Below are 24,157 nucleotides of genomic sequence, written 5' to 3' on the forward strand. Positions count from 1 at the left end.
GGTGGGACGGCGACCCGGGCTGGCTGGACCGGCGCGCCGAGGGCGACCGGATCAGCGCGCTGCGGGACGCCGTCGACGCACTCGCCCTGGTGGCGGGCCTTCCGCCGATCGCGGTGCTCCGCCCGCCGCCCGGAGGTCCGGCCGCCGCCCCGCGCGCCGCCGCCCCGCCCACCGGTTCCCGGATGCTGGACCGGGTACGCGCGCTGCTGGCCAAGGCCGAGTCGACCACCTTCCCGGCCGAGGCGGAGGCGCTCACCGGCAAGGCGCAGGAGTTGATGGCCCGGCACAGCATCGACGCCGCCCTGCTCGACGCCGCCGCCGAGCGACCGGACCGGCCCGGCGGCGTGCGGCTCGGCACCGACGCCCCGTACGCGGCCGCGAAGGCGCTGCTCATCCAGGAGGTGGCGGCGGCCAACCGCTGCGAGTCGATCTGGTCCGACGACCTGGGCTTCGCCACCGTCCTCGGCTTCCCGGCCGACCTGGCCGCCGTCGAGCTCCTGCACACCTCGCTGCTCGTGCAGGCCACCGCCGCGATGCTGCGCGGCCGGGGCGAGCGCCGCGCCGGCGGCGGCCGGCGCACCAAGGGCTACGACGAGTCCTTCCTCAACGCGTTCGCGCTGCGGATCGGGGAGCGGCTGCGGGCGGCCACCGCGACGGTGGCGGAGGAACGGGCCGACGACCGGCTGCTCCCGGTGCTCGCCGCCCGCTCGGACGCCGTCAAGGAGCGGGTCGACCAGCTCTTCCCCGGCGTCACCCGGCACCGGCTCCAGGTCTGCGACGCCGAGGGCTGGACCTCGGGCACCACGGCCGCCGACCGGGCCTCGCTCGACGCCGGCACGCCGACGCGCCGCCCGGTACGCGGGAGCCGCTGACTTTTCTCCGGGATGATGTCGGATCAGGCGAGCCGGCTCCGACCCGTCTGCGAGAGGCGCCACCGCCAGTGGCCCGTACCCGAGGAGTGGATCGTGAAGTACATGCTGCTGATCTGGAACCGGCCCGGCTTCGTCGAGGAGCTGTCCGAGGAGGAGCGGAACGCGATCTTCAGTGACGTCGACGTGATCATGAAGGAGCTGACCGAGTCCGGCGAGCTGGTGGGCGGCGAGGCGCTGGCCCACCCGTCGCAGACCCGTACCGTCCGGCCCGGCGCCGGGGGCGCCGAGATCACCGACGGGCCGTTCGTGGAGAGCAAGGAGCAGTTCGCCGGCTACCTGATGGTCGACTGTGAGACCCCGGAGCGGGCCGCCGAGATCGCCGCCAGCTGGCCGGACGTCGCGCGCGGCGTCGGCGTGCTGGAGGTGCGGGCGGTGATGGAGCAGGCCGGGACGGAGATGTGACCGACCGGGCGGTCGAGGATCTGCTGCGCGCCCTCGCGCCGCAGGTCCTCGGCGTGCTCGTCCGCCGGCACGGCCAGTTCTACGCCTGCGAGGACGCCGTCCAGGAGGCACTGCTCGCCGCCGCCACCCAGTGGCCGGCGCAGGGCCTGCCGGATCATCCCCGCTCGTGGCTGGTCACCGTGGCGACCCGCCGGCTCACCGACGAGTGGCGCAGCGAGCGGGCCCGCCGGGACCGCGAGGTCGCGGTGGCGGTCCGGGAACCGGCGTACGCGGCGGTCGCCCCGCCGGCCGACGAGGAGCCGCCGAGCGGGGACGACACTCTGAAGCTGCTCTTCCTCTGCTGCCATCCGGCGCTCACGGTCAGCGCCCAGGTGGCGCTCACCCTGCGGGCGGTGGGCGGGTTGAGCACCGCCGAGATCGCCCGGGCGTACCTGGTGCCCGAGGCCACGATGAGCCAGCGGATCCGCCGCGCCAAGCAGCGGATCGAGGCGGCCGGGGCCCGCTTCGACATGCCCTCGGCGGCCGACCGCGACGCGCGGCTGCGCGCCGTACTGCACGTCCTCTACCTGGTCTTCAACGAGGGGTACACCGCCTCCAGCGGGGCCGAGCTGCACCGGGCCGAGCTGACCGGGGAGGCGATCCGGCTGGCCCGGGAGCTGCGCCGGCTGCTCCCCGACGACGGCGAGGTGGCCGGGCTGCTGGCCCTGATGCTGCTCACCGACGCGCACCGGGCGGCGCGTACCGGCCCGGGCGGCGAGCTGGTGCCGCTGGCCGAGCAGGACCGCACCCGCTGGGACCGGGCCGGGATCTCCGAGGGCGTCGCCCTGGTGACCGAGGCGCTGACCTGGTCGGCACCCGGCCCGTACCAGGTGCAGGCCGCCATCGCGGCGGTGCACGCCGAGGCGCCCACCGCGGCCGACACCGACTGGCGGCAGATCGTCGCGCTCTACCGGCTGCTGGCCCGGCTGGCGCCGAACCCGATGGTCACCCTCAACCAGGCCGCCGCGGTGGCCATGGTGGACGGCCCCCGGGCCGGTCTCGCCCTGCTGGCGCCGCTGGACGCCGACGAGCGCACCGCCGGCCACCACCGGCTGGCCGCCGTCCGCGCCCACCTCCTCGAACTGGCCGGCGACCGGGACGAGGCCCGGACCGCCTACCTGGCCGCCGCCCGGGCCACCACCAGCCTGCCCGAGCGGCACTACCTGGAGGTACGCGCCGCGCGGCTGGCCGGCGACCGATGAGTTACGCCGACCGGGAGCGTCCTGGGCGGCGGCACGCCCCTCCTCGACGGCCCTCTCGACGTGCCCCTGGAACCGGTGCGGGTGGTCGCCGCCCCCACGGTCACCCACATCCGCTACCGCGTTCCCCGCTGACCCCGTTCAAGATCAGAAAAGCCGGCCCCGGTACGGGTGAGGGCGCCCCCACGTCTCCTCCCACAGCAACAGGTCGGCCTGCCACCGCGGGAGGTCCGGGTGGTACTCCCGGATCAGGTGCGTCCGCTCCGGCATGCTCACCAGGAAGCGCCAGTACCGCTCCAGCACCTCACGGACCTCCGGGACGGCGTACTCGCCGTGCTGGCTCTCCAGCCACAGGTTCTGCAGCGACACGCGCTCAGGGGTGAACGCCGCCTCGAATTTGTCACTGCTCCACTCCTCGGCCGGCCACCGACCGTTCGAGACATCGTCGATCATTTCCAGCGCGTCCAGGCAGGCCCGGAAGTAGATGGAGATGTCGCCGATCAGCCAGACGCCGAGCGGCTCGTAGCGCCGGTCAGCGACCTCGTACAGCGGGAGCCGGAACCCGTCGAGCGAGAAGGAGATGTCGACGCTCAGAACAGCCGTCCCCGGTAGGGGTGCGGTCGACCCCACTTCTCCTCCCAGCGCAGCAGGTCGGCCTGCCACTCGGGAAGCTCGGGGTGATACTCCCGGACAAGTTGCCGCCGCTCCGGCAGGGCGGCGAGGAAACGCCAGTAGGTCTCGAGCGCCTCGCGGATCTCCGGCACTGAATACCGCGCCTCGTCGCCCTCCACCCATTCGTTGCGGAACACGAACCCGTCCGGGGTGAAGGAGACCTCGTAGTTCTCGCTGCTCCACGGCTCGAAGGGAGCCCGGCCGTTGGTGACGTCGTCGGCCATCGCCAGGGCGTCGAGGCAGGCCAGCATGTCGCGCGAGATGTCCGTGACGATCCAGCCGCCGAGCGGCTGGTATCGCAGATCATCGACCTCGAAGACCGGCAGGCGGTACTGGTCGAGCGCGAAGCTGATGAAGCTCACGGCGTGACTCCCGGGGGTTCATTGACGAGCGGCCATCCGTGGGTGAATCCGCCGGAGTTATTGTAGAAGCCCTCGATGGTGACGCCTCGATACGTCCCACGCCAGGTGTTGGTGCCGGGAACCCTGGTCGCGTTCTGGAAGGCGCCAGCGATTGCGGAGTCGACCTGGGCCGGAGTCCAGTCGTCCGGAAAGAACGAGCTCCGGCCGCCGTTACCGGCCTTGGGCTTCCAGGCGCCGTGCGGCGGATTCAGCGTCGGATCGAAGAACTCCGGTTCCGCCCGGTACACGCCGGTGGCCGGGTCTCGCAACGTGGTGCCGGGCTTGAGCCGGCGGCCTGGGAAGTCCTGGCCGCCCGGTCGATAGTGGTAGCCCGATCCCTTCGGCTGTCCGGGCTTCACGTGGCCGCCGAAGACGTGGTCCCGGAAGTGGGCGTTCATCCGCCCCGGACGATTGCGCTTGTTGGCGCGCTTCAGGTACTTCAGCGCCGCGCGCATCAGGCGGCCGCCGGCCTTTCCCGATCCCTTGGCCATCAGCCCGTCACCCGTCGAGGAGTTTCCAGAGCACCTCTTGGACGAGGTTGCCGACGATGGTCCGGGCCAGCTGCTGGAAGATCGGGATCTCCAGGAGCGAGGCGCCGAAGGTGACCGCCGCCGTGGCGATCGCCTGGGCGATCTGGATGGCCAGGACGACGAGTTGCACGATCACGGCGATCTTCAGGGCGAGCACGATGGCGCCGCAGATGATCAGCCCGGTGCCGGTGAGCACCGCGGCGGTCACCCCGTCGCGCAGGCTGTCGGCGGGGCTGTCCTCCCGGTTCCACCAGGACTGGAAGGCGGTGATGTCCTGGCCCGTGTGACTGGACCAGACGGTGGCGGCCCCGGTGTTCGCCTCGGCCACGACGCCGGACAGGGTGCCGGAGAAGCGGATCCAGGCGTTGCCCATCTCGAAGAGCTTGACCTCGTCGGCCTCCGGCCAGGTGTAGCCGAGGATGCCGAGCAGCGAGCGCAGCTCGCCGGGTAGTTCGAGCCCCACCGTCAGCCTCCCAGCGCCTGCCGCAGCCCGTCGAAGCCCTGTTTGATGCCGGCCTCGACCTCGGCGTACCGGGCGGCCATGTCGGTGAGGTCGCTGCCGGCGGCGGCGACCTCCTCGAGCGCGGTGTCGAAGCACTCGAAGGCGAACGCGGAGACCTCGTCGTGGGCGGCGCCGATCAGCGAACCGATGTCGTCGGAGCCCCAGGGCCGGCCGAAGGCGGCCAGCTCGGCCTGGAACGCCGTCATGGCCTGGCTGAACCGGGTGGCCACGTCGCCCAGCGCGCGTCCGGAACCGCCCAGCCCGTCCGGGTCGACCTCGATGGCCATCACCGGCCGCCCTGGCCGGACAGCCGGTCCTGGGCCTCGACCAGCGCGTCGGTGAAGGCGGTGAGCTGCCGACCGGCGTCCTCCTGGATCCGGCGCAGCTGCTCGCCGAGCGAGCCCAGGTCGACCTCGCCGGACACCGCGGCGGTCGCCTTCTCCTGAAGGTCGGCCAGCGCCGCGTTGACCGCCCCGCTGATCTCCTCGGCCAGGGATTCGCTCGGCAGCCGCATCACCCGGGGATCGAGGGCCAGCCCGGTGATCCGCCCGGGCGGACCGGCGGTCACCCGGACCAGGCCTTCGGCCGCCTCGCCGACCCCTTCGGGGGGCGGGGGCGCCTCGCCGTCGGCGCCGGCCGTGAACCGCCCCAGCGCGGACATGGTCTCGGACAGCACGCGGCCGAGGCCGGACGGATCGACGGGGTGGGCCATGTCGAAGCTCCTCCGGGTTCGAGGTCGTCTCGCATGCTACGCATTACGCGCCAGCCACGGTGACCCCCGGTGAGTGACTGTGGACAATCCGACGTGGACGTCCGTCGGTCGTCAGGCGCGGCACTCCCGGGTGAGCCGCTGGGGGATCTCGACGAAGGTGGAGCCGAGCCACTTCACCGGGGCCGACGACTTCGCCCCGGCCTCGATCCGCCGGGCGGCGTCGGTGACCAGCGCCTTGATCTCCGGGTCCTCGGCCCGGGCGGCCTGCCCGCGCACGTCGTCGGCCAGGTCGGCGAGGTCGGCCTTGACCTCGTCGTTGATCTGCTCGGGGGTGAGCTGCCGGCGGGTCGCCGCCGCGGAGTCGGCGGCGATCTCCTTGCTCTTGGCGATGATCAGCTTGTCGACCGCGGCGCAGACGGCGGCGGTGTTCGCCGCGGTGACCGGCGACGGCGTGGCGGTGGCCACGGGAGGCGCGGTGGCGCTGGGCGCCGCGGTGGCGCTGGGCGCCGCGGTCGGCTCGGCGGTCGGCTCCTCGGTGGACTGGCAGGCCGCGGCGAGCGCGGTCATCGTCACGAGGGCGGCGGCGCGGATCGCGGTGGTACCGGACATCGTTCTCCCGTGCGGTCGGCGGCCGTCGTTCCGGCCGGAGCGGGCGGTGACGACGCGCGGCGGCCAGGCCACCGCCGCGCGCAGTACGCCGGGCCGGCAGGCTGCCGGCCCGGCGAAGCGTACGACTCTGAGTCAGCTCTTGAAGGCGTCCTTGATCTTCTCGCCGGCCTGCTTCAGGTTGGCGGCGGCCTGGTCGTTGCGACCCTCGGCCTCGAGGCGCTCGTCGTCGGTGGCCCGGCCGATGCCCTCCTTGACCTTGCCGGCGGTGTTCTCGGTCGCGTTGTCGATCTTGTCGTCGATACCCATGGGAACCTCCACTCAGCAGTTTCCTGACCAGGTGGAGGTACCCCGGCCGCCACCCGCTCAACCACACCGAACTCACCCGGAGTGAACGGACGTGCCGCCGGCACCGGAGACCGGGACCGGCGGCACCCGGCTGGTCAGCCGACCGGGCGGAAGCCGCGCAGCCGGAGGCTGTTGGCCACCACGAAGACCGACGAGAAGGCCATCGCCGCGCCCGCGATCATCGGGTTGAGCAGGCCGGCGGCGGCCAGCGGCAGGGCGGCCAGGTTGTAGGCGAAGGCCCAGAACAGGTTGCCCTTGATGATCGCGAGGGTCCGCCGGGAGAGCCGGATGGCATCCACGGCGGCCATCAGGTCACCCCGGACCAGGGTCAGGTCGGACGCCTCGATGGCCACGTCGGTGCCGGTGCCCATGGCCAGCCCCAGGTCGGCCCGGGCCAGCGCGGCGGCGTCGTTGATCCCGTCGCCGACCATGGCCACGGTCCGCCCCTCGCCCTGGAGCCGCTCGACCACGTCCACCTTGTCCGCCGGCAGCACCTCGGCGATCACCTGGTCGATGCCGACCTCGGCGGCCACCGCCTTCGCCACGGTGGCGTTGTCGCCGGTGAGCAGCACCGGGGTCAGCCCCAGCTCGCGCAGCCGGGCGACCGCCGCCCGGCTGGTCGGCTTCACCACGTCGGCCACCGCGAGGACGCCGCGGGCCCGCCCGTCCCAGCCGGCCAGGACCGCCGTACGGCCGGCGGCCTCCGCGCCGGTCGCCGCCCGCACGACCTCCTCGGGTACGTCGAGACCGCGCTCGCGCAGCAGCCGGAGCCGCCCGACCACCAGCTCACGGCCGTCCACCGCGCCGGTCACGCCGAGGCCCTCGGCGTTGGCGAAGCCGGTGACCGCGGGCAGCGGTCCGGCCTCGGCGGCGCCGACGGCGACGGCCCGGGCGATCGGGTGCTCCGAGGCCGCCTCCAGCGCGCCGGCCAGCCGGAGCAGGTCGGCGGCGTCCTCGCCCTCGGCGGGCAGCACCTCGACCAGGGTCATCTTCCCGGTGGTGACGGTGCCGGTCTTGTCCAGCACCACGGTGTCGACCTGGCGGGTGGACTCCAGCACCTCCGGCCCCTTGATCAGGATGCCGAGCTGGGCGCCGCGCCCGGTACCGACCAGCAGCGCGGTCGGGGTGGCGAGCCCCAGCGCGCACGGGCAGGCGATGATCAGCACCGCCACCGCGGCGGTGAACGCCGCGGCCGTCCCGGCCCCGGTGCCGAGCCACCAGCCCAGCGTGCCGGCGGCGAGGGCGATCACGATCGGCACGAAGACCCCGGAGATCCGGTCGGCGAGCCGCTGCACGGCCGCCTTGCCGGTCTGCGCCTGCTCCACCAGCCGCGCCATCTGGCCGAGCTGGGTGTCCCCGCCGACCCGGGTGGCCCGCACGACCAGCCGGCCGCCGGCGTTGACGGTGGCGCCCACCACGGTGTCGCCCGGCCCCACCTCGACCGGCACGGACTCGCCGGTGAGCATGCTGGCGTCGACCGCCGAGGTGCCCTCCGCGACCACGCCGTCGGTGGCGATCTTCTCGCCCGGGCGGACCACGAACCGGTCGCCGACCACCAGCTGGTCCACCGGGATCCGGGTCTCCTGCCCGCCGCGCAGCACCGCGACGTCCTTGGCGCCCAGCTCCAGCAGGGCGCGCAGGGCGGCGCCGGCGGTCCGCTTGGAGCGGGCCTCGAAGTAGCGGCCGGCGAGGATGAACACGGTCACCCCGGCCGCGGCCTCCAGGTAGATGTTGCCGGCCCCGTCGGTGCGGGTGATGTCCAGCCGGAACGGGTGGGTCATTCCGGGCATCCCGGCGTCGCCGAGGAAGAGGGCCCAGAGCGACCAGCCGAACGCGGCCAGGGTGCCGAGCGAGACCAGGGTGTCCATGGTCGCCGCGCCGTGCCGCAGGTTGATCCAGGCGGCCCGGTGGAACGGCAGGCCGCCGTAGACCACCACCGGGGCGGCCAGGGTCAGCGACAGCCACTGCCAGTAGTCGAACTGCCAGGCCGGCACCATGGCCAACACGACCACCGGCACGGTCAGGACCACCGACACCCACAGCCGGGTACGCAGCCCGTGCAGCTCGTCCACCGGCCCGGCGGTCGCCCCGGCCCCCACCTGGCTGGGCGGCGGCGGGACGACGGCCGTGTAGCCGGTCTTCTCCACGGTGGCGATCAGGTCGTCCGGGGTGACCTCGTCGGCGTACCGGACGCTGGCCTTCTCGGTGGCGTAGTTGACCGTGGCCTCGACGCCGTCCATCCGGTTGAGCTTCTTCTCGATCCGGGCGGCGCAGGAGGCGCAGGTCATGCCGCCGATCGCGAGTTCGATCATGTTCGGCGCGACCGGCAGGGACTTCGCGGTCGATGTCATCGCGGCACCTCCTGTCAACTGTGCCCGTGACCCGGGCTGCCGTGGTCGGCGTCCGGGGTCGGTGCGGTCGTGGGGGCCGGCGCGGCGGGCGCCGGAGCGGCCTGGTCCCCGGCCACCACGGTGAACTCCGCGGTGTGCACCGCGTCGCCGTGCCGGAAGTCCAGGTAGAGACGGTACGTGCCGGCCGAGGGCACCTCGGCGGCGAAGGTGACCGCCGGCCCGGCCGGGGTCCGCCCGTCGCCGGGCGCGCCCTCCGGGTGCACGTGCAGGTAGGCCAGGTCGCCCTGGCGCAGCGCCACCAGGTGCCCGTACGCCCCCAGGTAGGGCTGGAGGTCGGTGACCGGCCGGCCGTCCCGGCTGACGGTCAGGGTGAGCCGGCTGGTCCGGCCGGGCTGCGGGCCGCCGGTGAGGGTGACGGTGTAGCCGTCGACCGTGGTGCTGCTCGCCGGGGCCGGCAGTGGCCGGGAGTCCAGCGTGCCGGGGACGGTGACGTCGACCCCGAGGGTGAGCGGCTCTCCGCCGGTCGGGGTGAAGTCGGCGAACGCCCGCCACACGCCGGGCCCGGCGAGCGGTGAGGCGACCCGCCAGGTGCCGTCGGCGGCCAGTTCGGGGTGGACGTGCCGGAAGCCGGAGAGGTCGCGGCGGGCGACGATCAGGTGCATGCGCTTGTCGTGCGCCACGTCGTAGCGGGTGACGGGCCGGCCGTCCGGGCCGGTGATCCGGAAGGCGAACTCGCCCACCGGGGCGGTCACCGGCTGGAGCGTGTAGCGGCGCTCGGAGACGAGCAGTCCGCCGGGCAGGTGAGCGGTGGCGGTGGCCGCGTGGCCCCCGTCACCGTGGTCGGTTTCGGCGGAGTCGTGGTCGGCGTCGGTGGCGTCGTGGCGGGTCTCGGCGGCCGGGGTGACGGGGCCGGTCAGGTGGCCGACCCCGTACGCCGTGCCGAACACCGCCGCGAGACCGAGGGCGAAGCCGCTCAGCTTCGTCGGCGTGTTCATCGTGGTACCTCGGTTTCTTCGGGTCCCCGGACCCGTCACGCCCCGACGAGGTCGTAACCGGCCTCGTCCACGGCGGCGCGGACGGTGTCCGTCTCCAACGGGCTCTCACTGGTGACGGTGACCCGGCCGGAGGCCAGGTCGACCTGGACGTCGGTGACGCCCGGCAGCGCGCTCACCTCGGTGCTGACCGAGTTGACGCAGTGCCCGCAGGTCATGCCCTGCACCTGGTACGTGGTGGTGACCATCGCGCATCTCCCTTCCGCCGCCTCCATCCTATACCCCCAGGGGGTAAGCAGGAGAGAGACGGCTGCCACTCTGGCGCTACCGTTACCCGGTGGGGGTATCGGCCACGGCGAGAACCGTACCATACCCCCAAGGGGTACGCTATCCTTGACGTCATGACCGCACCGACGACCCCGACCCGGGGCTACACCGCCAGCAAGGACCAGCTGCTCGCGCGGCTCCGCCGTATCGAGGGCCAGGTCCGCGGCATCGAGAAGATGGTCGAGGACGACCGCTACTGCATCGACGTGCTGACCCAGATCTCCGCCATCCAGGCCGCGTTGGACAAGGTCGGCCTCGGCCTGCTGGACGGGCACGCCCGGCACTGCATGCACGAGGGCGCCGCCGAGGGCCGCGCCGACGAGATGGCCACCGAGATGATGGCCGCCGTCGGCCGCCTGATGAAGCGCGGCTGACCGGGCCGGGTGCCCCGCCACGGGCGAGGCACCCGACACCTGGCTCAGAGCCGGTCGAGCACCTTCCTCATGGCGTCGATCTCACCCTGCTGGGTGGTGACGATCTGCCGGGCCAGCGCCGTGGCGTCCGGGTGGACGCCACGGGCGATCTCCTCCCTGGCCATGGTGATGGCGCCCTCGTGATGGGCGATCATCATGGTCAGGAACTGCCGGTCGAAGTCGGTGCCGGACGCCGCGGCCAACTTGGCCAGGTCGGCCTCGGACATCATCCCGGGCATGCCGTGGTCCATCCCCGGCATGCCGTGCCCGGCGCTCGCCGAGGGCGCCGGCCGGCCCCAGGCAGCGAGCCAGCCGCGCATGGTGGCGATCTCCGGCCCCTGGGCCGCCGTGACCTGCCCGGCCAGCTTCTTCACCTCCGGGTCGACCGCCCGGGTCCCGGCCAGCTCGGACATCTCCACGGCCTGCTGGTGGTGCGGGATCATCATCTGGGCGAACATCACGTCCGCGGCGTCGAACGAGGCCGAGGCCCCGGCGGCGGGCGTGGCGGTGCCGGCCGCGCCCGGCATGCCGTGGCCGGACATCGGGTCGTCGGCACAGGCGGCCAGGGCGAGAGCGACGGTGATGCTCGCGCCGGCCAGAGCGGCCCGGCGCGCGATGGTACGACTGAACACGAGTGTGCCTTTCGAGTGTCGGAACGTACGCAGCGGACGGCGGACGCGGGGCACCGGTGGTCCGGTCCCCTCGCGTCGGGCGTCCTATCTGCGCAGCACCGACGTCGTCGCCAGGCGCAGCCCGTAGGGCCGGGGCGGCGGGGCGCGCGGGCCGGCGGCGTGCCGGAGCGGGCCGCCGGCCGCCGCGACGACGGCCCGCGACCCGGTCCGCAGCAGCACGACGACCAGCAGCGCGACGGCGAACGCGCCGAGCACGGCCAGGCAGACGCTCCACCCGGACGGATCCCCGCCGGGCTCGGCCGGAGGCAGCGCGCGTACCGGGCAGTCCTCGCCCACGCAGTCCGCGGCCATGGCGACCGGTGCGATGTGCCTGGCCGGGTGGCCCGCCTGGTGGTCCGCCGGGGAGTGGGCGCCGTGGCCCAGGGTGTGCATGGCGGTCAGCCCGACCAGCGTGCAGAGCAGCAGCAGGAGCCGGACCCACCGTCCGGTCGCCGCCGAGCCCGCCATGTCACCACGGTAACCGGCCGGTCGGGCGCGCCCCGGGGGAACCGCCGCAGCACCCTGTCCCGAGGCGTCTCCGGACCCGCCTGGCTACCATTCCCGGGCGACGACCCGGTCCGCGCCGTCCCCGCGGCGCCCCGGCCGGTCCGGTGAACCGACCGGCCCGGTGACACGAATCCCGTTGCGAATCGTTGGGAGAGACGCCATGGGCGCCGACCACACCCGTCCCGCTCCGTCCGCCCCGCCGGGGGTACGGCGGATCCTGGTGGCGACGGTGGTGCCGCTCTTCCTGATCACCGTGGTCGCCGCGCTGGTGCTCTGGCCCCGGCAGGACCGGGAACCGGCGGACGCCCCGGCGCTGCCCCGCTACCACGGCACGGTGACCCGGGTGGTGACCGAGCCCTGCCCGCCGACCCCGGAGGCGCCGGAGGGGGGCCCGGGCGGTTCCGCCGGGCCGTGCGGGACGGTGACCGTCGCCGCCGAGCAGGGCCCGGACGCCGGCCGGCAGGTCGAGACGCCGGTGCCCTCCGGCCCCGGCGCGCCCCGGGTCGAGGTCGGCGACGAGGTGATCCTGGTCGAGCTGACCGACCCGGCCGACCCGGCGGTGAAGAGCTACAACATCGCCGAGCACCAGCGCGGCACGCCGCTGGTCTGGCTCGCGGTGCTCTTCGCCGTGGCGATCGTGGCGTTCGGCCGCTGGCGCGGGCTGGCCGCGCTGGGCGGACTCGCGGCGAGCTTCGCCGTCCTGCTCGGCTTCGTGCTGCCGGGGATCGGCGCCGGCCAGCCGCCGCTGCTCGTGGCGATCGTGGGCGCCGCGCTGATCATGTTCGTGGTGCTCTACCTGACCCACGGGATCACCGCGCAGACCTCGGTGGCCGTGCTCGGCACCCTCGGCAGCCTGGTGCTGACCGGGGTGCTCGGCACCCTGGCCACGGCCGCCACCCACCTCACCGGCTTCGGCAGCGAGGACGCGACCACCCTGTCGATGTTCCAGCGCGACGTGGACCTGCACGGCCTGCTGCTGGCCGGCATCGTCATCGGCTCGCTGGGCGTGCTGGACGACGTCACGGTCACCCAGGCGGCCACGGTCACCGAGTTGGCCCACGCCAACCCCGCGCTGTCCCGCCGGCACCTCTACCGGGCGGCCACCCGGGTGGGCCGGGCGCACATCGCCTCCACGGTCAACACCATCGTGCTGGCGTACGCGGGCGCCTCGCTGCCGCTGCTGCTCCTGCTCGTCGCCGACTCCCGGCCGGTGAGCCAGATCCTCACCAGCGAGTTCCTGGCCCAGGAGATCGTCCGCAGCGCGGTGGCCACGCTCGGCCTGATCGCCGCCGTACCGCTGACCACCGGGCTGGCCGCGGTCGTCACCACCGCCGGGCGGCGCGGGACCACCGCGGACCCGGCGGATTCCCCCGCGCCGCGGCCGCCGGCCGGGCGGAACGAGGCCCTGGAGGCGCTCGGCGGGGCGCCCGGGCCACGGGCCGGCGGATGGCCCGGCGGCGACAGGAACACGGAGGCCGCATGGTGACACTCCGCAGCGTGACGACGCATTCCAAACGCGATCCTGGTCACGCTGGGCGAGGACGAAATCTCGCTATTGGTCGGCTTCCGGACGTAGAACCCGGGGAGGGCTCTCGGGTAACCTCGCTGCCGGTCACCGCCGAAGGCGCGCACCGGCGCCAGCGGTGCCGCCGCCCAATCGCCCGAGGGCGAGCCGGGGAACCAGGTACATGGGGTGAATCCGCGCGAGCGGTAGGGGCCACTTCCGTCCCGAACCCGTCAGCTAACCCGGTCGGCGGCCGACGGAAGGGAACACTGTGACGGCACCCCTGCGGCGCTGGCTGACCCCCGTGGTGGCCGTTGTGGCCGCGCTCACCGTGCTGGTGGGGCCGACCCCGGCGACGGCCGCTCCGAGCACCCCCACCCCCTCAGGGCACTCCGAGGACGACGACGACCCCCTCATCACCGAGGCCATCGACACCGCCAACCGGGCCTACCTCCAGGCCAAGGCGAAGCTGGACAAGTCCCGCAAGCGCCAGCTCCAGCTCGCCCTCGAGGTGAAGGCGGCGCAGAGCGAGCTCGACGCGCTGAGCCCGCAGGTGGCCCAGATGGCCGCGCAGTCCTACCGGACCGGCCGGATGGGCGCCATGGCCATGCTGCTGGAGAGCAACACGCCCGACTCGTTCGTCCGGCGGGCGGCCGCCCTCGACGAGCTGAACCTGATGAACGCGCAGAAGCTCGCCGCCATCAACGCCGCGAAGAACCGCGCCGAGCAGGCCAAGATCGCGCTCGACGTCGAGGTGCGCGAGCAGGAGAAGCAGAAGAACGCGATGGCCCGCGAGAAGGCCGAGACGGAGAAGGCGCTCCAGCTGGTCGGTGGGATCGGCTTCACCGGCGGCCTGGTTTCGGCCACCTCGCCGGTCGCCCGGATCGGCCCCGGTCGGACCGCCGACGGCGACTGGAAGCCGGAGTCGTGCAGCGAGGACGACCCGACCACCTCGGGCTGCATCACCCCGCGCACGCTGCACGCGTACAAGGAGGTGAAGCGGGCCGGCTTCAACCGCTTCGTGGGCTGCTACCGCCCGGGCGGGCCGTGGGAACATCCCAAGGGCCGGGCCTGCGACTGGTCGCTGCAGAACAGCGGCTTCTCCCCGTGGCGGACCAAGGACCAGCGGATGTACGGCAACAACGTCGCCGCCTTCCTCATCCGCAACGCCGACCGGCTGGGCATCTACTACGTGATCTGGAACCGGCAGATCTGGTTCCCGGCCACCGGCTGGAAGTCCTACAGCGGACCCTCCAACCACACCGACCACGTGCACATGTCGCTGCTCTGACGACATACGCCGAAGGGGCCGGTCCGCGATGCGGGCCGGCCCCTCGACGTTTGGCGGATCGGTCAGCCGGCGAGCGCCGGGTCGGCGGGTGCGGCCGGGGCGGGCACCGGCGTGACCGGCGCGGTAGCCGGAATCTGGGCCACGGTGCGCGCCTCGCCGGCGCTCAGCCGGTAGGACATGCCGACGATCGTGACCTTCCCGGCGGACACCCGCTCGGCGAGCACGGCGGACCGGGCCACCAGGGCCTCCACGGTCTGCGCGATGTGGATGTCGACGATGGTGTCGAGATCCTCCACGCCATCCCGGCCGGCCCGGAGCAGGCTGGGCGCGACGGCGTCCACCACCGCGCCGAGGTGCCCGGACGGCGAGGTGCCGGTGCGGACCGCCTCGCGGGCGGCCTGGACCGCGCCGCACGAGTCGTGGCCGAGCACCACCACGAGCGGGGTGCCCAGCACGGTCACCGCGTACTCGACGCTGCCGAGCACCTCGGGGCCGGCGGTGTGCCCGGCGGTGCGGACCACGAAGAGGTCACCGAGGCCGCGGTCGAAGATGATCTCGGCGGCGAGCCGGGAGTCGGAGCAGCCGACGATCACGGCGAACGGGTGCTGCCCGTCGGCGACCGCAGCCCGGTGCCCGGCGTCCTGATTGGGATGGCGCGGTACACCGGTGACGAACCGCTGGTTACCGGCGTGGAGCTCGGCGAGCGCCTGTTCGGGAGTGGTCGGCGGCATCCATCCTCACCTCGTCCTCGCGCGAAAACGACCTGGTCAGCCGGCCGGCGACGGAGGCGGCCTCGGCACCAACCGTCACACGCAGTCCAACGCACGTCAAGATTTACGTGATACGCATTTCATACGTTGAGCCACCCTTGACGGCGGCCCGGACCCGGCCCCGCCGTGCAGGCCCGGGCCGGGCCAGGACCGAGGGACGCGGGGAAGGGCCATACCATGACGACCATGGCGACGACACCAGGCGAGAACGGGAGCGGCCGGAACTGGACCTTCCTCACCAACCACGGGCACGTGCTGCTGGCCATCGCGCGCAACCCCACGGCGCGGTTGCGGGACGTGGCCGACGAGGTGGGGGTGACCGAGCGGGCCGCCCAGGCGATCGTCGCCGACCTGGAAGCCGGTGGCTACCTCCGTCGTACCCGGGTGGGCCGGCGCAACGAGTACACGATCAACCCGAGCGGGCACTTCCGGCACCCGGCCGAGGCCGACCAACAGGTGGGCGCTCTGCTCGCCCTCTTCACCACCGGGCCGGTCGCGGAGCCGGTGACCGAGAGCTGACCGCCTCCTCGCGGATGCCCGTCACCGCACGGACGGCGCGGCGACGGTAATCTCACCGCGTGCGCGACAGCTTGCGGCCGGACGGGACGACGGAGCACGTCCGTACCGGGCACCGGATCCGATCCGTCCTCTCCGGAGTGTCGGTGGCCGCCCTCCTCGGCGGCGCGCTGGCGGTGCCCGCGCCCGCCGTGGCGGCCCCGAAGTGCGGCCCACCCGGCGGCCCCGCCCCGGCCGCGGCGCCCTGGGCGCTGAACCGGCTCGACCCCGCTGCGGCCTGGCGGGTCACCAAGGGGCAGGGCGTCACCGTCGCGGTCATCGACTCCGGCGTCTCTCCCACCCACCCCCTGCTGCGCGGCCGGGTCCTCTCCGGCGAGGACTTCAACCAGCTCGCCAAGCTTCACGGCCAGTGCGACCTGGTCGGCCACGGCACCCTGATCGCGGGCATCATCGCCGGGCGGGAGGGCACCGGCGCGCCGTACACCGGGATCGCGCCGGAGGCCCGGATCCTGCCGGTCCGCGTGCTCGCCGACAACCAGCGGGCCTTCGACGAGTCCATCCCGGCCGAGATCGGTCGAGCCATCCGATGGTCGGTCGACCACGACGCCGACGTGATCAACCTCTCCCTGGTCACCCTCGACGACCCGGCGCTCAAGGCGGCCGTCGACTACGCCCTCGGCAAGGGCGTGATCCTGGTAGCCGCGGCCGGCAACCGGCAGGAAAATCAGCAGGACCAGCCGGCGTACCCGGCCGCGTACCCGGGCGTCATCGCGGTGGCCGGGGTGGACGAGAACGGCGAGCACGTCGGCAGTTCGGTCACCGGCGACTATGTGGACATCGCCGCGCCCGGACTGAACATCGTGGGCCCCGCCCCGCAGGGCGCCGGCTACCGGGCCGAGCCGCAGGGCGGCACCAGCTTCGCCACCGCGTACGTCTCGGGCGCCGCCGCTGGGCGCGATGCCGGCGCCGGCGCCGCGCACCGATCCGCTGGCCTGGCAGCGCACCGTGGCGATCTGGGTGGCGGCGGTCGGCGCGCTGCTGGCCGGGGTCCTGCTGGCGCTGCGGCCGATCCTGGTCCGGGGCCGGCGACGCAGCTGGCGCCCCGGCCGCCGGACCGCGCCGCAGGACGCCTGAACCGGGCCGGCACCGGAGCCGGCCCGGAAAAGCACCACGGCCCCGACCCCGGCGTGAGCCGGAGCGGAGCCGCAGCGGTTCGGTCGGGTCAGCCCCAGACCTTGGAGTTGCTCATCTCGGTGGTCATGTAGTTCTCGCGGGCGATGCCCACCGCCCCGCCGATCTCGTTCAGGACCTTGTTGATGTCCCGCACGGCGGCGTCCCACTGAGCCTGGTGCTGCTCGTAGGCGGCGCGGTCCTGGCCCTCCCACTCGAGCTTGGTCAGCATCGAGCGAAGCGTGTCCAGCTTCTCGTCGATGGTCCGCGAGATGGCCTGCATCTGCTGGTTGCTGCTCTCGAGGACAGCGTAGTCAACCTTGATGCTCATCGATTCCTCCTCTGCCTGTCTTCGCGGATCACGGGTTGAGAGCAGAGTGGAACTTGTCCAGCATCTGCTGCTGCTCTTCGTCGTTGACCTGGTGCGTCGTGCCGGACTTGTCAAGCAGGTCGGCGATGTTGTCCATCGCCGTCAGCAGCTTGTTCGTGTCCTCGTTCCAACGCAGCATCAGGTTCTGGAAACCCGTGGACGCCCCGCCCTTCCAGGCCATGGCCAGGTCGTCGACGACATTCCACAGCTTCTTGAGCTCACCGTCGACGTCGCTGCGCGTGGACCGCACGTCACTCGCGGCGGTGTGCAGAGTCGCTGCACTGACCTCGAACGCCATGCTTCACACCCTTCCGTCATCTCTGTGGCGGCGGATCCGCCGCGCCCCTCCCCCGCGGCAAGGCGTACACACCCCACCGACGGACACTTCATCCGAACCGTAGCGGACGACGTCCAATCCGCGCAGCCCTGGATCCCCATGGCGCACAACGCCGTCCGGCGATCAGACCGTACGACGTGGACGGTCGCGGACGCCAGTGGCGGCTCAGGACGGCCGCCGATACGTCCTCACGTGCATCACCGCGCCGAAGACCAGCACGACGACCAGCAGCGCCACGAACAGCCAGAGCACCGGCCGGTCGAGCGCCCGGGCGAGCACCACCGGGATCAGCGCGGCGACCCCGGTGAGCAACACCACCTCACTGGCCCGCTTCGCCCACGCGGCGCGGGACAACTGGGCGACCAGCGCCAGCCCGAGGAAGGCCGGCACGGTCACCAGGAAGTACACGAAGAGCACCAGCAGCACCCCGGGGCCCCTTCCCGTCACTGGTAGAACTTGGAGTCCTGCACCCAGTCGATCTTGATGTCCTTGATGTCCGGGTCCTGGCCCGTGGCCGCCCAGCCGGGTCGGGAGTCCGACACGAAGGCGAACCGGTCGTTGCCCTGGAAGCCGGACATGACGGCCGAGAACAGCGCGCTGATGTCACCGAAGACCAGCGACAGGATCGCCGCGCTCGCCACCATCCCGGCCACGCCGATCGCCTCCGCGATGGGCGCGGTCGGCGGGAACGCCTGCAGGGCCACCGACGCGATCACCGCGATCAGGATCGGGATGAGCGCGTCCACCAGCGCGTTCACCGCGTCGTTGAAGGCGTCCCGGGCCGAGGTGAGGGTGTCCTTGTTGGCGTTGAACGCCTCGGCCAGCGAGTTGATCTCCGCGCCGAGCTTGCGCAGGAAGAGGTCGAACGCGTCCCGGTCGTCGAAGTCCCATTCGGCGTCCGACGGCGGGACCTGCCCCAGCGCCTCGCCGAACTGGTCGCCGCCGAGCAGCCGCGCCGCGTCGCCCCACTCCTTGATGGACTTGTTGACCTCGTCGTTGTCGAACGTCTCCAGGTAGGCGATGGCCGCACCCAGCGCGCCGGCGAAGACCAGCCACATCCAGTTGGCCCGGGCCGCGGGCAGCAGGCCGCGCACCGGCGCGGTCGCGGCGGCGACCGTGTGCGTGCCGGTCACCGTGCCGGCCGCGTTGGCGATCAGGATCTCCGACATCAGCTGCTCTCCCCGTCGCGTGCCCGGCCGGTCACTTGACCACCCACGGCTGGTCCGACTTCTCCCAGTTCTTGGCGGTCTGCTCCAGCTGCTCGGCCGCCTTGTGCAGGTGCTCGATGCCGGTCTTGACGTTCTTCAGGTGACCGTCCACCGAAGCGTTGTGCGCCTGCACGGTCGACCCGCCGAAGAGGGTCAGCGCACCGTCCGGCAGCTTCACGCTCTCCAGCAGCGTCTGCACGTTGCGCAGGTACTGGATCGGGCCGTCCGGAGCATCGAGCTTCTGGCTCGCCTTGCGGATCGCGTCGACGTCGACCTTGTTCGCCACCGCGTCTCCTCCCTGGTCAGCGGCGCAGGCCGCGGGTCGGGTCGGTCAGGTCCACCCCGAACTGGCGGAACCAGTCCTCCGGGGTGAGGTTGCCCGCCTGCGCCTGGCGGACCAGTTCCGAGCCGCCGAGCATCTCGGTCATCAGCTCCTGCTGCCGCTCGGCGAAGGAGGCGTACGCCGCGTCGATGGCGGCCTGGAGCGACTCGGCCAGGGTGTAGCTGTCCAGCCGCATCGCCCGGGCGTTGATGTCGATGCCGCCGACCTTCATGTCACCGTCGACGGTCACCCGGACCAGGCCGTCCGGGCTCTCCCCGGTCACGCGCAGTTCGGCGCGCTGCTGCTGGAACTCCGCCAGCCGGCGCTGCTGCTCCTGCGCATGGCGCAACAGGTTCTCCACGGCGCCACCGGCGCCGCCGTAACCCCACGAGGTGCTCACGACTGTCCTCTCCTCACCACTGGCGGTCGAGCCGACGCTACCGGACCCGTTCGTGGGACGTCCGCCCCGTCATGCGGGCTCCGTCCAGGCGGTCTGGATGAGCTGCTGGCCGTCCCGACGGCGGACCAGCGTGCCCCGGCCCGGCGGTTGCGGGCTCGGCCGCAGGTTGCCGAAGACCGCGCCCTCCTCGCGGCTGCCGGACATCAGCAGGCCCGGCGAGTCCAGCTCACGCAGGCGTTGCAGCACCGGCTCGTAGAGGGCCCGGGCCACGCCGCCCACCCGACGGGTGATGATCAGGTGCAGGCCGATGTCCCGCGCCTGCGGCAGGAGTTCGTGCAGGGCGCTGAGCGGGTTGTTGCCACCGGAGGCGACCAGGTCGTAGTCGTCCACCAGGATGTAGAGCTCCGGCCCCTTCCACCAGCTCCGGTCGCGCAGCTGGGCGGTGGTCACGTCCGGCCCGGGCAGCCGGTTCTGCAGGGCGCTCCGGATCGAGCCGAGGCCCTGGCTGAAGACCTGGTTGGACGGTGCGTAGTCGAGCAGGTGGTCGCCCTCGACGGCACCCAGCAGACCGCGCCGGTAGTCGGCGATGACCAGCCGGGCCTGGGCCGGCGTGTACCGCTCGGCGACGCCCCGGGCGATCAGCCGCAGCAGGTTGGTCTTGCCGCACTCGGCGTCGCCGAACACGGTCAGGTGGGGCTCGGTCGTCAGGTCCAGGTAGACCGGGGCGAGCGCCGACTCGTTGACGCCGATCGGGATGCCCGGGGCCGAGCGGTCGATCACCTTCGCCAGCTCGCCGACCGCCAGCTTGCGCGGCAGCAGCCGTACCTTCGGCGCCGGGCGGCCCGGCCAGTTGGCCGCCACGTGCCCGGCCAGGGCGACCGACGCCTCGGTCAGGTCCTCGATGTCGCGCTTGCCGTCGATCCGCGAGATCCCGGTGAGGAAGTGCAGCTTGTCGCGGGTCAGACCGCGACCCGGCGCGCCGACCGGCACGTTCTGCGCGGCCCGCCGGTCGATCTCCGACTCGGCCGGGTCGCCGAGCCGCAGCTCCAGCTTGGTGCCGAGCAGGTCCCGCATGTTGATCCGGATCTCCGCCCACCGCACGGCGGTGATCACCACGTGTACGCCGAAACCGAGCCCGCGGTTGGCCAGGTTGGTGATGGTCTGCTCCAGCTCCTCGTACTCCTGGCGCAGCGTGTTCCAGCCGTCGACCACGAGGAAGACGTCACCGAACGGGTCGTCGGCGAACTCCCCGGCCGCCCGGCGCCGCCGGTAGCTCGCCACCGAGTCGATGCCGTGCTGGGTGAACCGGTTCTCCCGCTCGTCGATGACGGCGACCACCTCGGCCACGGTCCGGCGGACCGCCTCGACGTCCCGCCGCCCGGCCACACCGGAGGTGTGCGGCAGCCCGTCCAGGCTGCGCAGCGCGCCACCGCCGAAGTCGAGGCAGAAGAACTGCACCTCGCGCGGGGTGTGGGTGAGCGCCAGCGAGGCCAGCATCGTGCGCAGCATGGTGCTCTTGCCGCTCAGCGAGGCGCCGACGATCACCACGTTGCCGCCGGCCCCGGAGAGGTCGACCATCATCGGGTCGCGGCGCTGCTCGTACGGGCGGTCGACGATGCCCACCGGCACGGCGAGCCGGCCCCGCCCCGGCCAGTCCGCGGTGGTGAGCCCGAACGTGGGGTGCACCTTCAGCGGCGGCAGCAGCTCGGCCAGGCCCGACGGCTCGGCCAGCGGCGGCAGCCAGACCTGGTGCGCCGGGCGGCCCTGCCCCTTGAGGCGGTCGATCAGCACGTCCAGCATGGCCACGGCCTTGCCGTCGCCGGTCTGCTCCGGCTCGGGCGCGGTCTCGGCCGGGCTCGGCAGGGCCGGCGCCGGCACGTAGTCGATGCCGTACGGGACGATCCGGCGCTGCACCTGCGCCCGGACCGAGCGCTGCACCTGCCCCGGCGCCCGGTACGGGCCCGAGACGTAGGCGGCGCGGAACCGGAGCATGGTGGCGGTGTCGGTCTTGAGGTAGCCGTGGCCGGGCGCGCTCGGCAGCTCGTACGCGTCCGGCACGCCGAGCACGATCCGGCTCTCCACCGCCGAGAAGGTCCGCAGACCGATCCGGTACGACAGGTGGGTGTCGAGTCCCCGGAGTTTCCCCTCTTCCAGCCGCTGGCTCGCCAGCAGCAGGTGGACGCCGAGCGACCGGCCGAGCCGGCCGATCATCACGAAGAGGTCGATGAAGTCCGGCTTCGCGGCGAGCAGCTCGGAGAACTCGTCACAGATGATGAGCAGGCTGGGCATCGGCTCCAGCGGCTCGCCCGCGGCCCGGGCCTTCTCGTAGTCGTAGCGCGAGACGTAGTTGCCGGCCGCCCGCAGCACCTCCTGGCGGCGGTTCATCTCACCGGCCAGCGCGTCCCGCATGCGGTCGACCAGCGGCAGCTCGTCGGAGAGGTTGGTGATGACCGCACTGGTGTGCGGCAACGCGTCCAGCGAGGCGAAGGTGGCGCCACCCTTGAAGTCGACCAGGACGAAGTTGAGTTCCTCGGACGAGTGGGTCACGGCCAGCGCCGCGACCACCGTACGCAGGAGTTCGCTCTTGCCGGAACCGGTCGCGCCGATGACCAGGCCGTGCGGGCCCATGCCCTCGTGCGCGGACTCCTTGAAGTCCAGCTCCACCACGTTGCCGTCCGGCCCGACGCCGAGCGGGATCCGCAGCCGGTCCCGGTGGCTGCGCGGCCGCCAGGTCTGCTGGGTGTCCACCGTGGCCGCGTCGCCGACGCCGAGCAGGTCCGGCAGCTCCATGCTGCGGGCCAGTGGCTCCTCGGTGCTGGTGCCCTGCTGCTGGGAGAGCCGGTAGGGGGCGATCTGCCGGGCCAGCCCCTCGGCGGCCGCCATGCTCAGCCGGTCCGGCCGGCCCAGCCGGGAGTTGGCCGTACCGCGGACCAGGTCCAGCCCGCTGCCGTCGCCGGCGTCCAGGCAGAGCAGCCAGCGGCCGGCGTCGCGGGGCACCGCCCCGGAGAGGTCGATCACCGTGGCGCCCAGCAGGCCCGGCCCCATCAGCGCGCAGGTCGACGAGACCTCCCCGCCGTCGAGCACCACCACCAGGTGCGGCGCGGTGGTGAGCGGCTTCGCCTCCGGGGCGAACCGGGGCCGGCCGCCCAGCTCGTTGGCGAGCGCCGCCTCCGCCTCGGCGAGGCTGGCGAAGACCATCCGGCGTGCGCCCGCCGCGTCCGTACGCCCCGGGTGCTGGGCGTGCGGCAGCCACTTCACCCAGTCCCACACCGGCTGCCGGTCGGGCGCGGCCACCACGGCCACCAGGAGGTCGTCCGGGGCGTGGAAGGTGACCAGCTGACCCAGCGCGGCCCGGGCCAGGTCGAGCACCGGCTCCCGGTCACCGCGCAACGCGACCCGGCTGAACGCGCGCAGCGACAACGCGGTGGGCAGGTCCGGCACGCTGGAGTGGGCCCGGACGAACCGGCGCAGCGCGATGGCGCTCATCGGCTCCAGGTCCTCCACCGGCTTGGTCTCCGGCGGCACGATCTCCACGGCCAGCCGCTGCGGGCCGAGCGCGATCCGGGCCTCGCCGAAGTCGTCCTCGGTGATCCGCCGCTCCCACAGCCGGCGCGAGGCGGCGACCGACCAGAGCGCGTCCGGCTCCGGGTGCCGCCAGGTCATCGCGGCGCGCTGCTGCTCGGCGGCCCGCCGGGTGCGCTTGCGCATCTGGGCCAGGTAGCGCATGTAGTCGCGCCGCTGGGCGTTCAGCTCGGCCTTGTCGTTGCCGCCGTTGCCGAGCGTGCCGACCGCCATGCCCAGCATCGACACGCCGAACAGGCCGCCGGCCACGTACGTCATCATGCCGCCGCCGCGACCGGCGTAGAGGAAGGCCATCGCGCCGACGCCGCAGAGCATCGGCAGGATCATCAGCACCTGACCCATGCCCTTGGCCTGCGGCTCCGGCAGTTCGGGCGGGGACTCCAGCAGCACCTCCCCGCGCGGCAGCGCGGGCCCCGGTTGACGCGGAAGCCGGCGGAACACCACCGTGCTCAACCTTGTCTCCTCCCCAGAAGCGGCCCTGCTCGTGGTCGGCCGACGCACCCGAGTCGTCGGGTGGGCAACCTGTGCGACCGCCATCGTAGGTAATCTCCCGGAGGCGTCGTGGACCCACGGGGGCGGCGCGGGCGGCCGAGGTGGATCGTAGGCGAGCACGAGGAGGCCACAGTGGCGACGAAGACGGCGACCGGCGGACTGAGCCGGATCACCATCGTGGCGCCGCGGACCAGGATGGATCTGGCGTTGCCGTCCGACGTGCCGCTGGCCGACCTGTTGCCGACGCTGCTGCGCTACGCCGGCGAGGACCTCGCCGACGAGGGCGTGCGGCACGGCGGCTGGAGCCTGTCCCGGCTCGGTGGGCAGCCGCTCGACGGCGGCCGTACCGCCGCGCAGCTCGGCGTCCGCGACGGCGAGGTGCTCTACTTCAACCCGCGCGCCGCCGCCGCGCCCGAGATCGTCTTCGACGACGTGGTGGACGCGGTCGCCACGGCGACCAACCAGCGGGCCGGCGCCTGGCAGGTCGGCACCACGCGGGCCTTCTCGGTGCTGTTCGCCGGTGCGGCGCTGGCCGCCGGTGCGGCGGCCACGCTGCTCGCCGGGCCGCCGCAGCTGCCCGGCGCGCTCGCC

General features: G+C 73.2%; 30 protein-coding genes and 1 riboswitch. Of the genes, 9 read left to right on the plus strand and 21 right to left on the minus strand.

Annotated features, from left to right (window positions below):
• The 3 genes from B0E53_RS14410 to B0E53_RS14420 form a co-directional block, all read left to right on the plus strand.
• Nucleotides 1-872, plus strand: an 872-nt coding sequence (locus B0E53_RS14410) for a DUF2786 domain-containing protein (protein WP_107076533.1), incomplete at its 5' end; no start/stop codon positions are given.
• Nucleotides 873-974: 102 nt separating this feature from the next.
• The gene (locus B0E53_RS14415) at nucleotides 975-1,334 is read left to right on the plus strand and encodes a YciI family protein (protein WP_246835401.1); all 360 of its coding nucleotides are present in this window, start codon (nucleotides 975-977) and stop codon (nucleotides 1,332-1,334) included.
• Nucleotides 1,331-2,575, plus strand: a complete 1,245-nt coding sequence (locus B0E53_RS14420; protein WP_107076535.1) for a sigma-70 family RNA polymerase sigma factor — start codon at nucleotides 1,331-1,333, stop codon at nucleotides 2,573-2,575. The genes B0E53_RS14415 and B0E53_RS14420 overlap by 4 nt, the downstream gene beginning before the upstream one ends.
• Nucleotides 2,576-2,719: 144 nt before the next feature.
• Here B0E53_RS14420 and B0E53_RS14425 read toward each other — a convergent pair whose 3' ends face one another.
• The 11 genes from B0E53_RS14425 to B0E53_RS14475 form a co-directional block, all read right to left on the minus strand.
• Nucleotides 2,720-3,202, minus strand: a complete 483-nt coding sequence (locus B0E53_RS14425; RefSeq protein WP_246835397.1) for a hypothetical protein — start codon at nucleotides 3,200-3,202, stop codon at nucleotides 2,720-2,722.
• Nucleotides 3,163-3,606: a hypothetical protein gene (locus tag B0E53_RS14430; protein ID WP_107076536.1), complete on the minus strand. Its 444-nt coding sequence runs from the start codon at nucleotides 3,604-3,606 to the stop codon at nucleotides 3,163-3,165. The genes B0E53_RS14425 and B0E53_RS14430 overlap by 40 nt, the downstream gene beginning before the upstream one ends.
• Nucleotides 3,603-4,136 carry an EndoU domain-containing protein gene (locus B0E53_RS14435; protein ID WP_246835398.1) on the minus strand — a complete coding sequence of 178 codons (534 nt, stop codon included), beginning with the start codon at nucleotides 4,134-4,136 and terminating at the stop codon, nucleotides 3,603-3,605. Before B0E53_RS14435 ends, B0E53_RS14430 begins: the two co-directional genes overlap by 4 nt.
• A gap of 7 nt (nucleotides 4,137-4,143) precedes the next feature.
• Nucleotides 4,144-4,638 (minus strand): hypothetical protein, encoded by a 495-nt coding sequence (locus B0E53_RS14440; protein WP_107076537.1) that lies wholly within the window; start codon nucleotides 4,636-4,638, stop codon nucleotides 4,144-4,146.
• A gap of 2 nt (nucleotides 4,639-4,640) precedes the next feature.
• Complete coding sequence (locus B0E53_RS14445) at nucleotides 4,641-4,964, minus strand: hypothetical protein (RefSeq protein WP_107076538.1); 324 nt, start codon at nucleotides 4,962-4,964, stop codon at nucleotides 4,641-4,643.
• Complete coding sequence (locus B0E53_RS14450) at nucleotides 4,964-5,389, minus strand: YbaB/EbfC family nucleoid-associated protein (RefSeq protein WP_107076539.1); 426 nt, start codon at nucleotides 5,387-5,389, stop codon at nucleotides 4,964-4,966. The genes B0E53_RS14445 and B0E53_RS14450 overlap by 1 nt, the downstream gene beginning before the upstream one ends.
• A 111-nt stretch (nucleotides 5,390-5,500) precedes the next feature.
• Nucleotides 5,501-5,998 (minus strand): hypothetical protein, encoded by a 498-nt coding sequence (locus B0E53_RS14455; protein WP_107076540.1) that lies wholly within the window; start codon nucleotides 5,996-5,998, stop codon nucleotides 5,501-5,503.
• A 132-nt stretch (nucleotides 5,999-6,130) separates the two neighbouring features.
• Nucleotides 6,131-6,304, minus strand: a complete 174-nt coding sequence (locus B0E53_RS14460; protein ID WP_107076541.1) for a CsbD family protein — start codon at nucleotides 6,302-6,304, stop codon at nucleotides 6,131-6,133.
• 134 nt (nucleotides 6,305-6,438) lie between these two features.
• Nucleotides 6,439-8,694, minus strand: a complete 2,256-nt coding sequence (locus tag B0E53_RS14465; protein WP_107076542.1) for a heavy metal translocating P-type ATPase — start codon at nucleotides 8,692-8,694, stop codon at nucleotides 6,439-6,441.
• A 14-nt stretch (nucleotides 8,695-8,708) separates the two neighbouring features.
• A complete protein-coding gene (locus B0E53_RS14470; protein WP_146167669.1) occupies nucleotides 8,709-9,689 on the minus strand; it encodes a hypothetical protein in 981 nt (326 codons plus the stop codon).
• 35 nt (nucleotides 9,690-9,724) lie between these two features.
• Entirely contained in the window at nucleotides 9,725-9,934 is a 210-nt protein-coding gene (locus tag B0E53_RS14475) for a cation transporter (RefSeq protein ID WP_107076544.1), read from the minus strand.
• A gap of 153 nt (nucleotides 9,935-10,087) precedes the next feature.
• Between B0E53_RS14475 and B0E53_RS14480 the strand changes: the two genes are divergently transcribed.
• Nucleotides 10,088-10,387 carry a metal-sensitive transcriptional regulator gene (locus tag B0E53_RS14480; protein WP_046568942.1) on the plus strand — a complete coding sequence of 100 codons (300 nt, stop codon included), beginning with the start codon at nucleotides 10,088-10,090 and terminating at the stop codon, nucleotides 10,385-10,387.
• A 44-nt stretch (nucleotides 10,388-10,431) separates the two neighbouring features.
• Here B0E53_RS14480 and B0E53_RS14485 read toward each other — a convergent pair whose 3' ends face one another.
• Nucleotides 10,432-11,058, minus strand: coding sequence for a DUF305 domain-containing protein (locus tag B0E53_RS14485; protein WP_246835399.1), 627 nt, complete (start codon nucleotides 11,056-11,058; stop codon nucleotides 10,432-10,434).
• 84 nt (nucleotides 11,059-11,142) lie between these two features.
• On the minus strand, nucleotides 11,143-11,565 hold the full coding sequence (locus B0E53_RS14490) for a DUF6153 family protein (protein ID WP_107076545.1): 423 nt from the start codon (nucleotides 11,563-11,565) through the stop codon (nucleotides 11,143-11,145).
• Between the two features lie 199 nt (nucleotides 11,566-11,764).
• Between B0E53_RS14490 and B0E53_RS14495 the strand changes: the two genes are divergently transcribed.
• Both B0E53_RS14495 and B0E53_RS14500 read left to right on the plus strand, forming a co-directional pair.
• Entirely contained in the window at nucleotides 11,765-13,090 is a 1,326-nt protein-coding gene (locus tag B0E53_RS14495; RefSeq protein WP_107076546.1) for a YibE/F family protein, read from the plus strand.
• A 154-nt stretch (nucleotides 13,091-13,244) separates the two neighbouring features.
• Nucleotides 13,245-13,376: riboswitch (cyclic di-AMP (ydaO/yuaA leader) on the plus strand.
• A gap of 3 nt (nucleotides 13,377-13,379) precedes the next feature.
• The gene (locus B0E53_RS14500; protein WP_107076547.1) at nucleotides 13,380-14,399 is read left to right on the plus strand and encodes a hypothetical protein; all 1,020 of its coding nucleotides are present in this window, start codon (nucleotides 13,380-13,382) and stop codon (nucleotides 14,397-14,399) included.
• Nucleotides 14,400-14,461: 62 nt separating this feature from the next.
• Here the strand turns inward: B0E53_RS14500 and B0E53_RS14505 are convergent, their stop codons facing one another.
• Nucleotides 14,462-15,130, minus strand: coding sequence for a carbonic anhydrase (locus tag B0E53_RS14505; RefSeq protein WP_107076548.1), 669 nt, complete (start codon nucleotides 15,128-15,130; stop codon nucleotides 14,462-14,464).
• 216 nt (nucleotides 15,131-15,346) lie between these two features.
• Here B0E53_RS14505 and B0E53_RS14510 point away from each other — a divergent pair, with 216 nt between their 5' ends.
• On the plus strand, nucleotides 15,347-15,688 hold the full coding sequence (locus B0E53_RS14510) for a helix-turn-helix domain-containing protein (RefSeq protein WP_107076549.1): 342 nt from the start codon (nucleotides 15,347-15,349) through the stop codon (nucleotides 15,686-15,688).
• A 59-nt stretch (nucleotides 15,689-15,747) separates the two neighbouring features.
• Nucleotides 15,748-16,950 (plus strand): S8 family serine peptidase, encoded by a 1,203-nt coding sequence (locus tag B0E53_RS14515; protein ID WP_246835400.1) that lies wholly within the window; start codon nucleotides 15,748-15,750, stop codon nucleotides 16,948-16,950.
• Here B0E53_RS14515 and B0E53_RS14520 read toward each other — a convergent pair.
• The 7 genes from B0E53_RS14520 to eccCa all read right to left on the minus strand — a co-directional run bounded on the left by B0E53_RS14520 (nucleotide 16,908) and on the right by eccCa (nucleotide 23,527).
• Nucleotides 16,908-17,186, minus strand: a complete 279-nt coding sequence (locus B0E53_RS14520; RefSeq protein WP_107076550.1) for a WXG100 family type VII secretion target — start codon at nucleotides 17,184-17,186, stop codon at nucleotides 16,908-16,910. The two genes, B0E53_RS14515 and B0E53_RS14520, sit on opposite strands and share 43 nt — an antisense overlap.
• A gap of 28 nt (nucleotides 17,187-17,214) precedes the next feature.
• Complete coding sequence (locus B0E53_RS14525) at nucleotides 17,215-17,523, minus strand: WXG100 family type VII secretion target (protein WP_091314826.1); 309 nt, start codon at nucleotides 17,521-17,523, stop codon at nucleotides 17,215-17,217.
• 204 nt (nucleotides 17,524-17,727) lie between these two features.
• Nucleotides 17,728-18,009, minus strand: a complete 282-nt coding sequence (locus B0E53_RS14530; protein WP_146167670.1) for a hypothetical protein — start codon at nucleotides 18,007-18,009, stop codon at nucleotides 17,728-17,730.
• Nucleotides 18,006-18,731, minus strand: coding sequence for a hypothetical protein (locus B0E53_RS14535; RefSeq protein WP_210406062.1), 726 nt, complete (start codon nucleotides 18,729-18,731; stop codon nucleotides 18,006-18,008). The genes B0E53_RS14530 and B0E53_RS14535 overlap by 4 nt, the downstream gene beginning before the upstream one ends.
• A 31-nt stretch (nucleotides 18,732-18,762) precedes the next feature.
• Complete coding sequence (locus tag B0E53_RS14540; RefSeq protein ID WP_107076553.1) at nucleotides 18,763-19,056, minus strand: hypothetical protein; 294 nt, start codon at nucleotides 19,054-19,056, stop codon at nucleotides 18,763-18,765.
• A gap of 16 nt (nucleotides 19,057-19,072) precedes the next feature.
• Nucleotides 19,073-19,492: a YbaB/EbfC family nucleoid-associated protein gene (locus B0E53_RS14545; RefSeq protein WP_107076554.1), complete on the minus strand. Its 420-nt coding sequence runs from the start codon at nucleotides 19,490-19,492 to the stop codon at nucleotides 19,073-19,075.
• 69 nt (nucleotides 19,493-19,561) lie between these two features.
• A complete protein-coding gene (gene eccCa / locus B0E53_RS14550) occupies nucleotides 19,562-23,527 on the minus strand; it encodes a type VII secretion protein EccCa (protein WP_107076555.1) in 3,966 nt (1,321 codons plus the stop codon).
• 171 nt (nucleotides 23,528-23,698) lie between these two features.
• Here eccCa and eccD point away from each other — a divergent pair.
• Nucleotides 23,699-24,157 (plus strand): type VII secretion integral membrane protein EccD (eccD, locus tag B0E53_RS14555; protein WP_107076556.1); only part of this gene is annotated, 459 nt, incomplete at its 3' end.

The organism is Micromonospora sp. MH33, assembly GCF_003013775.1.
GTDB lineage: Bacteria > Actinomycetota > Actinomycetes > Mycobacteriales > Micromonosporaceae > Micromonospora > Micromonospora fulviviridis.